Origin of the sequence: Epilithonimonas sp., assembly GCF_036780765.1 — a bacterium.
Taxonomy (GTDB): Bacteria; Bacteroidota; Bacteroidia; order Flavobacteriales; family Weeksellaceae; genus Epilithonimonas.
In genome coordinates this window covers 700,493-716,325 of sequence record NZ_DAIQCG010000001.1, presented here as the reverse complement: position 1 = coordinate 716,325, position 15,833 = coordinate 700,493, and the positions used below count along the sequence as shown (strand labels likewise).

Below are 15,833 nucleotides of genomic sequence, written 5' to 3'. Positions count from 1 at the left end.
TTATTATTCTCAGTTTTAATCATTGAATGTGATTTATCCAAAAATACACTTTTTTATTAAACTAACAAATGTTAGTTAGTTAAAATTGATAATTGAATCTCATTGAAAATCATTACTTTTATAAAAAACTTTAACCTATGAAAAAATCTTTCCTTTTTATTTTTACAGTAATTACTATTAATTTAGGGTTTGGACAAACGAATCCTGTTCAAAATGTAGAATGGAATTATAACTATGATTTTATGAATTATACTCTTACATATTCCCTTTATTGGAATGAGCCTGCATTACCCCGTAATGAACTGATTGGCTACAATATATATCGAGGAAATGAGTTGTATAGATTCCAAACAAGTAACTCTTTAGCCTGCAATCCTTATTGGGGAGGGACAGATTGTGATTTTCTCGAATATAATAATGGTGCTCCTTTTACTATCTATGTTGCAGCTGTTTACAATGGCAATGTAGAATCAGAGTATATTTCAGCTGAGTTTAAAGGTCATACATTAGATATTACTGATTCTCCATTTAAACTATTAAGTATATTCCCAAATCCCACGAAAGAAACTCTTAATTTCTCAGAAGAACTTTCAAGTATCAAAATAACAGACCTTTCCGGAAAAATCATTAAACAGATTTCTAATTCTGAAAAATCCGTCAATGTTTTAAAACTTGCAAAAGGAACTTATATAATCAATGCAACAACAAAAACTGGCGAAACAATAACTAAGAAATTTATAAAAGAGTAAATATTCGTTTTTTAAATATTTAATCCTTTCAGCGATTGAAAGGATTTTTTGTTTAATCTTATTAAAATATCTTGGTCTTCATAAAATAAAAATTTAAATTTTGTAGTTTTGAACATTAAACAAGATAAATGAAACGCCAACCTTCAAAACTTCTTTAATATTATTAATAAAAACAATTATTAGCGTTCCATCTTACCATTAAAAAATATAAAAAAGAATAGATGAAAATTAAAATACTTTTTGGAATTGCATTTTGGTCACTTTTGCTTTTGGCAGGTTGTAATCGCGATGATATTTCTTTTGATTCTCCTACCCAACTTTTGAGATTCTCTACCGATACAGTCTTCTGCGATACAGTTTATAACCAGATGCGTTCGGAAACTTATGCTGTGAAAGTTTATAATAAAGAAGATAAGGATGTTCTAATTCCAAAAATTGCTTTGGAAGGTGGAAGTTCTTCTCTTTACAGAATCAATGTAGATGGGAAAGTTGGAACAAGTTTCGAAAATGTAGCTTTGAGAAGAAAAGACAGTCTTTATGTTTTTGTAGAAATTGCCCCTGTTGCTAATGCTCCGGAAGCTATTGCTGAAGACAAAGTGGTTTTCAACACACCAACTGGAGAGCAGAAAGTAACGCTTTTCTCTGTAGTTCAAGATGCTGAATATTTCATCAAAACAGATACAAATCCTAATATTATATCTGAAAACACCACTTGGACAAAAGATAAAGTGAAAGTGATTTTTGGAGATTTGACTATTGCTGAAGGTAAATCTCTGACAATGGAAAAAGGTACGAAAGTCTATTTCCGAAAAAACAGTGGGATGAATTTCGCGAAAAATTCTGGATTAACCGTGAATGGCGTTTTAGGAGATGAAGTAACCTTCCGAGGCGATAGAAGTGATACGAAATATGACACTCTTCCGGCCAACTGGAACGGCATCAAAATGGAAGAAGGTTCTCTTCTCAAAATGAATTATGCTAGAGTTTTTGGTGGAAACGTAGGGCTTCAATTGAAAGAAAGTAATGCAGAAATTAAAAATTCTATTTTCCATACTTTTCAAAATGCAGGAATCTACGGAATCCATTCCAATGTTACAGCTAATAATTTGGTAATGAACAATTGCGGAGAAGCAGACCTTGCTATTGCAGGAAGTGGAACTTATAATATCAATTATTCTACATTAGCCAATTATTGGAACCTTAACTCTTCTATGTCTGCTGTAGGAATTTTTGCGAGCAACACCTGGGAAAATGAAGAAGGTATTTTAGAATCTGGACTTGTAAGTTTAAATGTAAAGAATTCCATTATTTATGGAGACACTTTAGATTTGGTTTCTTTGAGTAATAATTCTGCTGGAACGCCAATTAATGCGCACTTTGATAATACATTATTGAAACTAAGTTCTAATTCGGCATTCAATCCAATTGGCTCTGATATTATCAAAAACGAAGACCCAAAATTCCAAAATTATTTCACTCAGAAAATGAACTTAAGAGTGAAAGAAGGTTCTCCAGCAATTGGAAAAGGAAAAGCTAGTGATATCGTAATCACAACAGATATTGTGGGTAAATCCAGAGGCAATTCTCCAACCATTGGCGCTTATCAATTTTAATAATGGAAATCACAAATCTCCAAAACCAAGTTGATGAATGGATAAAAACCATTGGTGTCCGCTATTTCAATGAGTTGACGAATATGGCAATGCTTACGGAAGAAGTTGGCGAAGTTGCCAGAATCATTGCCAGAAGATATGGCGAACAATCTGAAAAAGAGTCTGATAAATCCAAAGATTTGGGAGAAGAATTAGCTGACGTTCTTTTTGTAACGCTTTGTTTAGCTAATCAAACCGGAACAGATTTGCAATCCGCATTCGATAAAAAAATGAAAATCAAAACTGATAGAGACAAAGACCGACATCAGAATAATGAAAAATTAAAATAGTTGGAAGCTAGAGGTCCGAAGTCGGAAGTTTTTTCCATCAACTGGCAACTAGCAACCATCAACTGACAAAATATGATTATAAAAAAATCTGAACTTATAGACGGGAAAAACATTCAAATTACCGGTTCGAAAAGTATTTCGAACCGTCTTTTGATTTTAGGGAAATTATTTGGAAACATTGATATGCTCAATCTTTCCAATTCTCAGGACACAACTTTGTTGAAAAAAGCTTTGGAATCTGATTCAGAAACCATTGATATCCACCACGCTGGAACTGCGATGCGATTTTTGACTTCTTATTATTCCATTTTTGAAGGCAGAAAAACCATTTTGACAGGTTCTGACCGAATGAAAAATCGACCTATTAAACCTTTGGTAGATGCGCTTCAGTCGCTTGGTGCTGATATCACTTATCTTGAAAAAGAAGGATATCCACCATTACAAATCATTGGTAAAAAAATTGAAAAAGATTCGGTTAAAATTTCGGCCAATGTTTCCAGTCAGTTTTTGACTTCTTTGATTTTAATTGGAGGAAAATTAGAAAATGGATTGACACTAGAGTTAGACGGAGAAATCACATCTCGTCCTTACCTCGAAATGACTTTGAAAATCCTAAATGAAATCGGAATCAAATCTCATTTTGCAGAAAACACAATTGAAATTCTACCTCATCCAGAAAATGCTAGAATCGAACATTACGAAGTAGAAAGCGATTGGTCTTCAGCTTCTTATTTTTATTCTCTGGCAGTGATTGGAAGAAAATCAATCACATTAAAAAGCTATCACACATTGTCTCTGCAAGGAGATAGCGTGATTAAGGAAATCTACTGGAAATATTTTGGAATAAATACCGTTTCAGATTATGCAGAAAACTCGATTTCACTTTTACCAGAACCAGCTTTCGAATATCCTGAATTGATTTCTTTGGATATGAATGATTGTCCAGACATTGCCCAAACATTATGTGTTACGGCAACTGCATTGAAAATTCCGTTTGTCATTACAGGACTTCATACATTGAAAGTAAAAGAAACCGACAGATTGGTGGCACTTCAAAATGAATTATTGAAAATCGGTGGAAAAACTCATATTACAGTTGAAAAAATCGAATCTTGCGAATTTATTGAACCGGAAGAAAACATTTCTATTGCGACTTACAACGACCACAGAATGGCGATGGCTTTTGCGCCGTTTGCTCTAATTAAAGAACTGAATATCGAGAATGAAGATGTTGTGGAGAAGTCGTATCCTGAATTTTGGGAGGATTTTGCTGAAGTTTCAAAACCAATCTAAATGAAACACCTTTTTTCTTTCTTGACCTTAATATGTTTCTCAGTTCTCCAATCTCAGGAATTGAAAGATTTTGTCATTCCAAAAGGTTATGAAAAAATCATTGAAGTAAAAGGTGATTTGGACAAAGATGGAAAAGATGAAACCGTAATTGTCTTTAATACCAATAAAAAAATTACATCTGATTTTCAAAATGGTTTTAAACGAGAATTTTTTATTCTAAAAAGCATAAATGGAAAATTAAAAATCTGGCATAAAAACACGTCAGTCTTACTGGCAAGTGAAACTGGATTTTACCCAGAATATAATTCAAATCCAGAATTTATTATCAAAAATGGAACTTTAAAAATAATTCAAAGCTTCAACACCAATTCTAGACACACTCAAATTTATGAGAATATTTTTAGGTTTCAGAATAATGACTTTTATTTGATTGGCTCTAAAAATGAATTTAATGACACTTGTGAATTTAACACATCAGACGATATCAATTTTTCAACTAAAAAAGTCATTGTTACAAGAGAGTATTTGTATGATTGCTTTGAAGAAAATCCTAAAAAACAAAATGAATACTTCGACAAGGAATTTATTTTCCCTTTCAAATCAATTCCCAAAATGAATACCTTTACTCCAGGAGAAAAATCATATAAAATTACCGACTTTAAAGATGAAAATTTTGGATATTTCGGTTATTAACAAAAAAATAAAATTTTGAGTAAAACCATCATCATCACAGGCGCTTCATCCGGAATTGGATTTGCCTTGGCAGAATATTTCGGAAAGAAAGGAAACAAAGTTTATGGGCTTAGTAGAAAAGTTGTAAACTCTGATTATTTCGTTTCTATTCCAACAGATATTACTGAAAAAGAACAAATCGATAATGCGATTTCTGAAATCCTGAAAACGGAAACCAGAATCGATATCTTGATTAATAATGCAGGAATGGGAATGGTTGGCGCGGTTGAAGATTCTACGAAGGAAGATATTTCAAAATTATTCAATCTTAATTTGATTGGCTCAGTTCAGATGATGACAGCAGTTCTTCCAAAAATGCGTGAACAAAAAGCAGGAAAAATCATCAATGTTTCCAGCATTGGTTCCGAAATGGGATTGCCATTCAGAGGATTTTATTCCGCTTCCAAATCTGCTTTGGACAAAGTAACAGAAGCAATGCGCTACGAGGTTTACCCTTGGAACATCCACGTTTGCTCGCTTCATTTGGGCGATATCAAAACGAATATTGCAGAAAACCGTGTCAAAACAAAAGTTTCGGACGCTTATAAAAATGTGTTTGATAGAGTTTATGCTTTGATGAATTCTCACGTTGGAGACGGAACAGAACCTTTGGATGTTGCTGTTTATGTTGACCATCTTTTGGGGAAATCAAAATGGAAAGCGCATTATTATTTCGGAAAATTCGGGCAGAAAATTGGTGTTCCTTTGAAATGGATTCTTCCTCAGAATACTTATGAAAATCTGATGAAGAAGTATAATAAAATGGATTGATTTTCTGTTTTAAATGCAAATAAAGTATAAAGTCTTCGACTCCGCTCAGACTGACATCTCTTAAAATGAACATTTAGTATTAGATTTGTCACGCTGAGCGGAGTCGAAGCGCTTTCGCAATGAATCGATATTATATTTACATATTAAAATGTTCGGATAGCTCTTATTACACAGGAGTTACAAGCGATTTGGAATCTCGTTTTATTAAACATCAATCAGGACATTATCCCGAAAGTTATACTCATAATAGAAGACCAGTTCAATTGGTTTTTTATTATGAATTTAATGAAATTGAACAAGCAATTTCTTTTGAGAAACAAGTAAAAGGTTGGAGTAGAAAGAAAAAAGAAGCCATCATTAATGATAATTGGGAGAAATTGAAAGAACTTTCTATTTGTAAGAACGAAACCAATTCCGAAAACATTAGTAAAGGCTCCGACTCCGCTCAGCCTGACATCGCTAAAACATAAACTTTTTATTTTGTCAGACTGAGCGGAGTCGAAGCCTTTCAAACATTATAAACATATTACTTGACTCGTTTTTTTTACATAATCACTATTTTTATTTCTGCTTTTTCAATGGCGCAGAAAAAAGAATATTGGCTTATCGACAAAGAAACCAACGTCAAAAAAATCGTTTCTGACTCCGCAAAAGCAGTTAAATTTCTGGATTCTTTGGCAGAAAGCTCTTACTTCTTTACAGAACTGAAAGACGTGAAGCAAATCGAAAACCGGACAGAAATCTATTATGATAAAGGTCCAAATTTCAACAAAGCTAATGTCAAGTTTTCAGATTCTTTGGTTAATGATTTGAAGTTTCAAAAGAATGAAATTTACACCAAAAATTTAGACTCACTCAAGAAAAATATTAATCAAAAATATCGTGACAAAGGTTTCGCTTTTAACCGTGTGAAAACCAAATTTCAGAAAATGGAAAACGGAATTCCATCGGTTAAAATCTCAGTCGTTTCAGCTTCTCAAAGAAAAATCGACGGCATTGTTTTCAAAGGTTACACGCGCTTACCGAAACAATTCGTTAAAAACCTCAACAAGCAATATCTAGGCAAAAACTATGATGATAAGAATCTGGTTTCTATGAATCAGTCTTTGCAAAATCATCAGTTTGTATCGTTGGAAAAACCACCTCAGACATTATTTACAAAAGATTCTACACAGGTTTTTCTCTTCACTCAGAAACGAAAAACTAATACTTTTGACGGAATGATTGGATTCGGAAATGATAAAACCGAAAAATTCACAGTCAACGGAACGCTGAATGTCCAAATGAAAAATATGTTCAACAGCTTCGAAAGCATCGGTGTTTATTGGCAGAGAAATCCCGATAAAGGGCAGACTTTTGATATGCAAACCGACATTCCATACACGTTTGGGAGCAATGTTGGTTTGAATGTCAATGTTAATATTTTCCGCCAGGATTCCACGTTTGCGAATGTCAAATTTTTGCCTGCCGTTTATTATCATCTTTCGCCGAAACAGAAACTCGGTCTAAAAGGAACTTTCGAATCTTCTGCAATTCTGGATTCGCTTTACACGAGCGGTCGAGATTACAGCAAAAAGGGAATTGGTGTTTACTATCAATACCAGGAAGGGAGTGACATTCCGTTGTTTATTAACAAAAGTAATATTCGTCTGGAAGCCGATTTCCTTAAAACAACCTATGACGATACGCAGGAGAAATTTGACCAAATTCGGTATTTTCTTTTTGCGGAACACAACTTCAACTTGTCCGGAAATCACTTTCTTAATATAAAAGGAGAATCGGCTTTGCTCAGTTCCAAAAACGAATTATCGACAAACGAACTCTTTAGGTTTGGAGGCTGGAACTCGCTTCGAGGTTTCAATGAACAAAGTCTCGTCAGCGATTTTTATGCTTTTGCCGGCGCCGAATATCGTTATCTCGTCAATGACCAAGCCTTTTTTGACCTCTTTGCTCAATACGGACAAATGTCCAACAAAGCGCTCGGAATTACGCCAAAACTCTACAGTTTAGGTTTGGGTTTCAACTTTTTTCTTCCCGTCGGTTTGATGAGTTTTCAAATCTCCAACGGAAACGAATTTGGGAATCCTTTCAAATTCAACGAAATAAAAATCCATTGGGGAATCCTCAGTAGGTTTTGATAATTGATAAGCTATAAAATGATAGTTGATACTAAGAAGAATTTAAAATCATTTATCAACCATCAATTATTTAATTCGTCATCATTTCTCTGAATATTAATTATTTATCAAATAAATTACGATATTTTCAAATTCCATAAAAATAGCTTAATTTTGCAAAGAAAGTAAAGATGTCTATTCATAACAAAATTGTAGAGACAGCCATCACTTTCGATGACGTGCTTCTAGTCCCTTCTTATTCAGAAGTTTTACCTAATCAGGTTTCCCTAAAGTCAAGACTTACAGACAAAATTTCGCTCAATGTTCCTATAGTTTCCGCTGCGATGGATACAGTTACGGAAGCAGATTTAGCAATTGCATTGGCGAGAGTCGGCGGTCTTGGATTCATTCATAAAAATATGACCATCGAGGAGCAGGCTTCGCAGGTCAACAGCGTAAAACGTTCCGAAAACGGAATGATTGCAGACCCAGTTACTTTGTCCAAAGACCATACATTGGCGGAAGCTAAAGAACTAATGGCGAATTACAAAATTTCAGGATTGCCTGTAGTTGACGAAAACAATTATCTCATCGGAATCATTACCAATCGTGATGTGAAATATCAGGAAAATCTTGATATCAAAGTTGAGGAAATAATGACCAAAGAAAACCTCATCACTTCTGATAAAAACACGAATCTTGAAAAGGCAAAAGAAATTTTGCTGAAAAACAGAATCGAAAAACTCCCAATCGTTGATAAGAAAAACAAATTGGTTGGATTAATCACAATCAAAGACATTGATAATCAATTAGAATACCCGAATGCAAACAAAGACCAAAACGGAAGATTGATTGTTGGCGCTGGCGTTGGTGTTGGCGAAGATACAATCGAAAGAATTACAGCATTGGTAAAAGCTGGTGTTGATATTGTTGCTATCGATTCAGCGCACGGCCATTCGAAAGGTGTTTTGGATAAAATTTCTGAAATCAGAAAAACGTTCCCAGATTTGGATATCGTTGGTGGAAATATTGTCACAGCTGACGCAGCAAAAGATTTAATTAAAGCTGGTGCTAATGTTTTGAAAGTTGGTGTTGGACCAGGTTCTATCTGTACAACAAGAGTTGTTGCCGGTGTTGGCGTTCCTCAATTGTCAGCCATCTACAACGTTTACGAATTTGCTAAAAAGAAAAATGTTGCAGTTATTGCCGATGGCGGAATTAAATTGTCTGGTGATATTGTAAAAGCAATTGCGAGTGGTGCTGGAGCCGTAATGCTTGGTTCACTTTTAGCTGGAACTGATGAAGCGCCGGGAGAAGAAATTATTTTCCAAGGAAGAAAATTCAAATCTTACCAAGGAATGGGTTCTCTTTCTGCAATGAAACGTGGCGGAAAAGAGCGTTATTTCCAAAGTGAAGCTAAGAAATTTGTTCCAGAAGGAATCGAAGGAAGAGTTCCTCACAAAGGAAAACTGGAAGATGTTATTTTCCAACTGACTGGAGGTTTAAGAGCTGGAATGGGCTATTGTGGCGCAAAAGATATAGAAGCTTTACAAAAAGATTCAAAATTAGTAATGATTACAGGAAGCGGGTTGAAAGAATCGCATCCACACGATGTGATTATTACACAAGAAGCTCCGAATTATTCTTTGTAAAAATCAGAAATTGAAATAAAAAAAACTCCAAGTCGAAATAGTCAATTTGGAGTTTTTTATTTGTAGTATGATTTTTAATAAGGGTACCTCTCGGAAAAAGAAAAAAATTATTAGAAATATATTAAAAATCAAAACTTTGGTTTCACATTTGATGATAATTTTATAATTTTGCAGTGTTATTAAACCAATGAAGAAGACCACACTTTTCCCACTATTATTCTTAACCGTTTTTGTTTTCGGAATGCTTTCTTTCACATCGAATAAGAAAGTAATTGCCGTTGTTTTCAACAAAGAAATGACGCGACAAGACTTAATGAGTCTGCAGAAAAACCTTAGAGACAAAAACATCATTTTAGTATTTAACAAAATGAAATTCACTAAGAATAGATTGAGCTATATCGATTTTAGTATCGATTTTGGGGATGGTTTTTCAGGAACTTCAAAATCTGCAATTACAAAAAATACAGAAATAGGTTTTATGCGAGACTATAACGACAATGCCGAACAGCCATTTGTTGTAGGTAATTTAAAATAAAAAAAAGCTTCCAAATTTGGAAGCTTTTCTTTTATGTGTTATTTTGATTCTGTTTTCTTTCTTTTTTGATTTTAAGGTCATCTTCAAAATCATCAATTCTATAATCTGTTAACGAATTTCCTTTTCTGATTTTTTCTTTGGAATAAAGCCTATACTCGTTCTCTGTTTTTTCCAAAAGATAATCGTAAGGTCCAACCGAAGAAATTAGTTTAATTAAGACTGGAGAAATTTCCAAACAAATAAATAATCCCATAATGAAACTTGCTGCCAAGGCAATGATTGCAGAATTTTTCCCCAATTCATCCAAAGCTTGTAATCTCGCAGCAAAGCCATTGAATTTATCTTCAGTTACTTCAGTCGATTTTCTTTCGGTTTCCAGATTAGTATAAACTTTTGAAATTTCGTTGTCCAAATATTGCAATCTCGGTTGCATTTGTTTTTGGTAATTTTCCAAGTCTGCTCGTTTCTGTTCTTTCAGTTCGGCTTTTCTCTTAGCATTGGTTCCGTAACCGACTTTTCCGCTGGTTAAACCAGATTGTTTACCCAGAATTTCTTTCTCCAATTCAACTGAAGCAGAATCATAAGCCAACTGATAAGTTTTAATTTGATTCTGGATTTGCTTTTTCTCTAAATCAAAAGGACCGGATTGTTGCAGAATTCTACCGCTCATTTCTGCCTGTAGCTGTTTTTTATTCCTTTGAATAATGGTATTCAGTTGCTTGTTGACCTCTTTCTCAAAAATTTTCAATTCCAAAGGTTTGGAGATAATGATTCCGAGAAAAGTTGCTAAAATCAAACGCGGAATTGTCATCAAAACTTGATTCCACCAAGTTCCAGTTTTTTTGATTGAAGAAACAATATATCTGTCGAGATTGAAAATCATCAATCCCCAAAGAATTCCGAATCCTACAGAAGCCCAAATATCATCAAAGACTGTGAACATTGCATATCCTGCAGACAAAGTCGCAAAAATTGCAGTGAACAAAACAATCCCACCAATTCCGGCAAACTTGTTCCATTCAGATGGCGATTTTTTCAGCAGATGAATATTTGCGCCGGAACAAATCATTAGAAAATGCTGAAACCAATTCATTTTATGTGTGTTAGTATTTTTCATTTAATTATAAATCATCATAATTTGTCATTTAAAAAGTTAATTTGTTACAAATAGTATTAGGCTTTACCTAATAACTAAATCTGTACCAATTTATTTTTAATCAAATTAAATTCTAGGTATTATATTTGATGACAGATTTAAAAATATTTTATGAAAAATCTATTGTTCTTAGCAGCTATTGCAACAATATCATTCGCTTGCAAATCCACAATTAATCCAGATAATCTTCCAAAACCTCTTCCAGAAAGACCAAAAGAAAATCCGGATAAAGGAAATCTAACAGAACAAGAAGCGCAGGAAATGGAGAATTTGAAATCCGAAATTCTGACAATGGCAAAAAGTGAAAAATGCACCAACTCTTCTGATTGGAAATCTGTCGGATTAGGTGTGAAAGCTTGCGGTGGGCCAGCTTCTTATATTGCTTATTCAGTTAAAATAGATGAAACCCAATTTTTAGAAAAAGTTGATTTGTATAATCAGAAATCTACAGAGTATAATAAAAAATACAATCTGACGTCAGATTGTTTGCTGCTAATGCCACCCGAAAAAATCGAATGTGTAAACGGAAGTCCTGTTTTCAAATATTCTAAGTCGGATTCTGTGGAGTAATCTTTTGCGCTTCAGAATCTCTGTATAATTTTTCTTTGCTCCATTTGGCGTGTTTGGAAGGAATGATTGTGTGTCCTCTTCTATAAGCATAAATTTTAGTAAACTCCGCGCCAAAAAATATGAGTTGACAAGAATAATTAATCCACATCATCAATAGAATCACAGTTCCTGCCGCACCAAAAATGGATGTTGGTTTAAAAAAATCGAAGTAGAAACTCATTAGCATTTTTCCAAGATTGAAAAGTAAAGCCGTAACAATTGCACCAATCCAAACGGATTTCCATTTGATTTCCACATCGGGTAAAACCTTGAACATAAAAGCAAAGAGAATGGTAACGATGGCTAATCCTAAAATAAAATTACTCGCCTGGATAATCACATAAGTTTCCAAACCAAAATATTTTGTAATCAAAGCATTAGCAAGTCCGATAGCAGAAGACAGAAGCATACTTACGAGAAGAAGAAATGCAATAATGAGAATCATCCCCAGAGAATTTGCTCTGTCAAGAATGAACTTTTGCCAAGCTTTTTTTGGAGCTGCTTCTACATCCCAAAGATTGTTTAGCGAGTTCTGCATCTGGAAAAATAAACTGGTTGCACCAAAGACCAAAGTTCCGACGCCGAGTGCTTTCATCCAGAAGTTCTGTTTATCAACCATTGCGCTTTTGATAATATCCTGAATGCTTTTCGCACCGTCATAACCCATTATTCCTTGCAGTTGTCTGCGGATTTCGCCATTAACAGCTTCTTCGCCAAAGAAATGTCCTGCAATCCAAATCACGATAATCATCAAACCAGGCAAAGAAAATATGGCATTATAAGCCATACTTGCACTGTCTTTGGCAGCGGAGGAAGACATCCATTCACTGAATATTTGTTTTAGAACTTCCCAAAAAGAATTAAGTTTTTTCATTACTTATTTTTCTTGGGAAATTCAATCTTTATACCAACTTAATCTTCTTTGTACCAGCTGGAGTATTTAACATAATTATTTGCGATTCTATCAATCTCGCCTGTGATTAAATTTTGAGAAACATCTTTCACTTTTTTTGCCGGAACGCCAGCCCAGATTTCGCCTTCTTTGATATGTGTATTGGCAGTCACGACAGCGCCCGCTGCAACAATCGAGTTACTTTCTACGATGCAGTCATCCATCACAATCGCGCCCATCCCAATCAGAACATTATCTTTTATCGTACAACCGTGCACAATCGCATTATGTCCAATCGATACACTATTTCCAATCGTAGTCGGGCTTTTTTGATAAGTGCAATGTATCATCGCATTGTCCTGAACATTCACTTTATCTCCCATTTTGATGAAATGAACATCGCCTCTCAAAACCGCATTGTACCAAATACTGCAGTCCTTCCCCATCGTCACATCGCCTATGATGACAGCTGTTTCTGCCACAAAAGTATTTTCTCCAAGTTGAGGCGTCTTGCCTAAAAGTTCTCTAATAATTGCCATTTTTTTTAAATGATTTATTGTTAATTATTAAGTGTAAATATTTGGGCGCCTTTATCCGTCCTCCACTCCCGCTTTTTTATTTTTCCAAAGAAAAAATAAAAAGAGCTCCGTTCAGGCCGGGGCGCAGATTGGTCTTTCAATCAAATTTTGACATTCATTGAGCCAAAATCAAACCAATAGAAAAAATCGAAAATCCGCAAAGCTTCTCATAATCAAAACTTAACACAACATTGGGATTTATCAGCTTTTTTCTTCCACCAAATTACGATAATTTTGTAGTTCAATTTACTTAAAATGAGAGAAATCATTATAGAACCTACGGAAAATAAAAAAGTAATGAAGTTCGTTACGGACTACACTTTGATTCCCGGTTCATTGGAATTAGATAGAGATTCTGACGTTTCTGAAATTCCCTTAGCTCAAGAGTTGTTCAACTACCCTTTTGTGAACAGAATTTTCATCACTGCCAATTTTATTGCCGTGGCAAAAGAAGATACTGTAGAATGGGAACACGTTGCTGAAAGTCTAAAGAACATCATCGAAGACGAATTGCTGGCAAATCCAAGAATCTATCTTCAGAAAAGAAAAGAGATGTACCAAATCTATTCTGAGATGACGCCGAATCCTGCGGTTATGAAATTCATATCCAGCAAGATGCTGATGGATGGTTTTATCGAAGTGAAGTCTAGGGAAGAATCTGGAGAAGTCCCTTTAGCAGAAGAGTTATACAATGCTTTCGATTTTGTGAAGGAAGTTTACGTGAGCGATAATTTCGTTGCCGTAACCAAGGATGACCAGTTTCAATGGCACGAAATTATGAATCAGGTTCGTTCTTTCATTGCAGAATTTTTGCAGGCAGGAAAAACGATTTCCAATCTGGAACCTCACGCTCACGAAAATCCTGTTTTGAAAATCATCAACAGAGAATATACTAATGACGAGCAGAAAATCAGTGATATCCTGAATGAATATGTTGCTCCTGCAGTAGAAAACGACGGTGGAAAAATCTCTTTGATTGAGTACGACGGAGAAAATAAAACAGCAAGAATGCTTCTACAAGGTGCTTGCAGTGGTTGCCCTTCTTCCACAGCAACTTTGAAAAATGGAATCCAGAATATTCTAAAACAATTCGTACCGGAATTGGTGGAGAATGTGGAAGCTGTGAATGGATAATATTTAGTTGATAGTTTTTGATTGATAGATTTTTCCTTCGATTAAAAATTATTAAATTTACGCTTCGACTCCGCTCTGCGTGACAATTTTTAAAATAAATGTTTTTGAAGAATGTCAGTCTGAGCGGAGTCGAAGACTTTTTAAATCATAATTATTTTCAATATTGGAAACCAACCAACAAAAACCAACAAAAACCAATAACCGCAAGGGAATTCTACTTGTAAACCTCGGTTCTCCAAATTCGACAAGCGTTGAAGATGTGAAAAACTATCTTGACGAATTCTTGATGGATGAAAAAGTCATCGATTATCGCTGGATTTTCCGAGCATTATTGGTTCAAGGAATTATCCTGAAAACCAGACCAAAAAAATCTGCGGAAGCTTATAAAACCGTTTGGACAGACCAAGGCTCTCCTTTGATTGTAATTTCCAAGAATCTCCAGAAAGAACTTCAAAAGTTAGTAGATGTTCCGGTGGGTTTGGGAATGCGTTATGCAGAACCGTCGATCAAAACAGGGATCCAGGAATTGGTAGATCAAGGCATTACCAATATCACCTTGTTTCCACTTTATCCTCAATATGCAATGAGCACCACGGAAACAGTGATTGACAAAGCCGAGGAAGTCAGAAAAAAATTCTTTCCCGATGTCAAAATCAATTATGTAGAACCTTTTTACGATCGGGAGATTTACATCAATTCTCTGGCAGAAAGTATCCAAGAAAAACTGCCTGCAGATTTTGATTTGTTGCAGTTTTCTTATCACGGTGTTCCGGAGCGACATATTTACAAAACCGACCCTACAAAGACTTGTAACATGAATAATTGTTGTCAAAAAGAGGATAATCCTTCGCACAAATTCTGTTACAGGCACCAATGTTATAAAGTGACTGAATTGGTTTGTGAGAAATTGGGAATTCCGAAAGAGAAAGCTCTCGTTACGTTTCAATCCAGATTAGGGAAAGACAAATGGATGGAACCTTACACGGATGCTACGTTGGAGGGTCTTGGCAAAAAAGGAATCAAGAAACTGGCAATTGTTTGTCCGGCTTTTGTGTCAGACTGTCTTGAAACGTTGGAAGAGATTTCGGAGGAAGGGAAAGAAATTTTCCTTCACGGTGGCGGCGAGAGATTCGATTATATCCCTTGTCTGAACGAAAAAGAAAGCTGGGTACAAGTCGTAAAAACGCTTTGTGAAGAAAAACTGAATGATTTTTATTTTCATTAATATCAGATAAGTGACAAATAGATTATGTTAAGCGAAACCTTGATCTCTCTTTTTGAAAGAGACCTCTGCAGAGTGATTGAAGAACTTAATTTATATCAAAACCTAAAATTATCTTATGACAAACCACTTCGGGTAGCTGAGGTGGTTTTTTGTTTGGGTTTTGAGATTTTGACAAATTGGATTTAAAAAAGATATATTAAATCTGAGATAGCTTAGTTAAATATTCCTCGATTTACTATGTTAAGATTCCTTCGGAATGACAAAAGTATAATAGGATATTTCTATTGAAAGTGATACCTTCTTTTGTAGTGAAAACTCCTAGCCCTGATTGCAGTGGAAATCCTTTTTTGCATTTAGTTTCGGATGTTTTTGATTGGCTAAATGTAATGCAAAAAAGATTGCAACGGAAAGCAGGTTCCCGGCTCCTAAAATTTGAAAATAAAAAACC

General features: G+C 34.8%; 16 protein-coding genes. 13 read left to right on the top strand and 3 right to left on the bottom strand.

Annotation, left to right across the window (positions count from 1 at the left end):
• Positions 1–137: 137 nt before the first annotated feature.
• The 10 genes from V7P73_RS03405 (at position 138) to V7P73_RS03360 (ending at position 9,791) form a co-directional block, all read left to right on the top strand.
• Positions 138–749 carry a T9SS type A sorting domain-containing protein gene (locus V7P73_RS03405; RefSeq protein ID WP_333851487.1) on the top strand — a complete coding sequence of 204 codons (612 nt, stop codon included), beginning with the start codon at positions 138–140 and terminating at the stop codon, positions 747–749.
• Between the two features lie 221 nt (positions 750–970).
• A complete protein-coding gene (locus tag V7P73_RS03400; protein WP_333851485.1) occupies positions 971–2,362 on the top strand; it encodes a hypothetical protein in 1,392 nt (463 codons plus the stop codon).
• 2 nt (positions 2,363–2,364) lie between these two features.
• Entirely contained in the window at positions 2,365–2,691 is a 327-nt protein-coding gene (locus V7P73_RS03395) for a nucleotide pyrophosphohydrolase (RefSeq protein ID WP_333851483.1), read from the top strand.
• A 72-nt stretch (positions 2,692–2,763) separates the two neighbouring features.
• Positions 2,764–3,984 (top strand): 3-phosphoshikimate 1-carboxyvinyltransferase, encoded by a 1,221-nt coding sequence (locus V7P73_RS03390; RefSeq protein ID WP_333851481.1) that lies wholly within the window; start codon positions 2,764–2,766, stop codon positions 3,982–3,984.
• Between the two features lie 60 nt (positions 3,985–4,044).
• Complete coding sequence (locus V7P73_RS03385; RefSeq protein WP_333851479.1) at positions 4,045–4,677, top strand: hypothetical protein; 633 nt, start codon at positions 4,045–4,047, stop codon at positions 4,675–4,677.
• A 15-nt stretch (positions 4,678–4,692) separates the two neighbouring features.
• On the top strand, positions 4,693–5,487 hold the full coding sequence (locus V7P73_RS03380) for an SDR family oxidoreductase (RefSeq protein ID WP_333851477.1): 795 nt from the start codon (positions 4,693–4,695) through the stop codon (positions 5,485–5,487).
• A 119-nt stretch (positions 5,488–5,606) separates the two neighbouring features.
• The gene (locus tag V7P73_RS03375) at positions 5,607–5,957 is read left to right on the top strand and encodes a GIY-YIG nuclease family protein (RefSeq protein ID WP_333851475.1); all 351 of its coding nucleotides are present in this window, start codon (positions 5,607–5,609) and stop codon (positions 5,955–5,957) included.
• 108 nt (positions 5,958–6,065) lie between these two features.
• The gene (locus V7P73_RS03370) at positions 6,066–7,625 is read left to right on the top strand and encodes a hypothetical protein (protein ID WP_333851474.1); all 1,560 of its coding nucleotides are present in this window, start codon (positions 6,066–6,068) and stop codon (positions 7,623–7,625) included.
• Positions 7,626–7,795: 170 nt separating this feature from the next.
• On the top strand, positions 7,796–9,256 hold the full coding sequence (gene guaB, locus V7P73_RS03365; protein WP_333851472.1) for an IMP dehydrogenase: 1,461 nt from the start codon (positions 7,796–7,798) through the stop codon (positions 9,254–9,256).
• Between the two features lie 187 nt (positions 9,257–9,443).
• A complete protein-coding gene (locus V7P73_RS03360; RefSeq protein ID WP_333851471.1) occupies positions 9,444–9,791 on the top strand; it encodes a hypothetical protein in 348 nt (115 codons plus the stop codon).
• Between the two features lie 31 nt (positions 9,792–9,822).
• Here the strand turns inward: V7P73_RS03360 and V7P73_RS03355 are convergent, their stop codons facing one another.
• Positions 9,823–10,884 (bottom strand): DUF4407 domain-containing protein, encoded by a 1,062-nt coding sequence (locus V7P73_RS03355; protein WP_333851470.1) that lies wholly within the window; start codon positions 10,882–10,884, stop codon positions 9,823–9,825.
• Positions 10,885–11,058: 174 nt separating this feature from the next.
• Between V7P73_RS03355 and V7P73_RS03350 the strand changes: the two genes are divergently transcribed.
• A complete protein-coding gene (locus V7P73_RS03350) occupies positions 11,059–11,517 on the top strand; it encodes a hypothetical protein (protein WP_333851468.1) in 459 nt (152 codons plus the stop codon).
• On the opposite strand, the gene V7P73_RS03345 is transcribed toward V7P73_RS03350, so the two are convergent.
• A complete protein-coding gene (locus V7P73_RS03345) occupies positions 11,495–12,430 on the bottom strand; it encodes a YihY/virulence factor BrkB family protein (RefSeq protein WP_333851466.1) in 936 nt (311 codons plus the stop codon). The two genes, V7P73_RS03350 and V7P73_RS03345, sit on opposite strands and share 23 nt — an antisense overlap.
• A gap of 38 nt (positions 12,431–12,468) precedes the next feature.
• Positions 12,469–12,987, bottom strand: a complete 519-nt coding sequence (locus V7P73_RS03340; RefSeq protein WP_074235694.1) for a gamma carbonic anhydrase family protein — start codon at positions 12,985–12,987, stop codon at positions 12,469–12,471.
• Between the two features lie 294 nt (positions 12,988–13,281).
• Between V7P73_RS03340 and V7P73_RS03335 the strand changes: the two genes are divergently transcribed.
• A complete protein-coding gene (locus V7P73_RS03335) occupies positions 13,282–14,160 on the top strand; it encodes a NifU family protein (RefSeq protein WP_333851464.1) in 879 nt (292 codons plus the stop codon).
• Positions 14,161–14,323: 163 nt separating this feature from the next.
• Positions 14,324–15,385: a ferrochelatase gene (gene hemH, locus V7P73_RS03330; RefSeq protein WP_333851463.1), complete on the top strand. Its 1,062-nt coding sequence runs from the start codon at positions 14,324–14,326 to the stop codon at positions 15,383–15,385.
• Positions 15,386–15,833 lie beyond the last annotated feature (448 nt).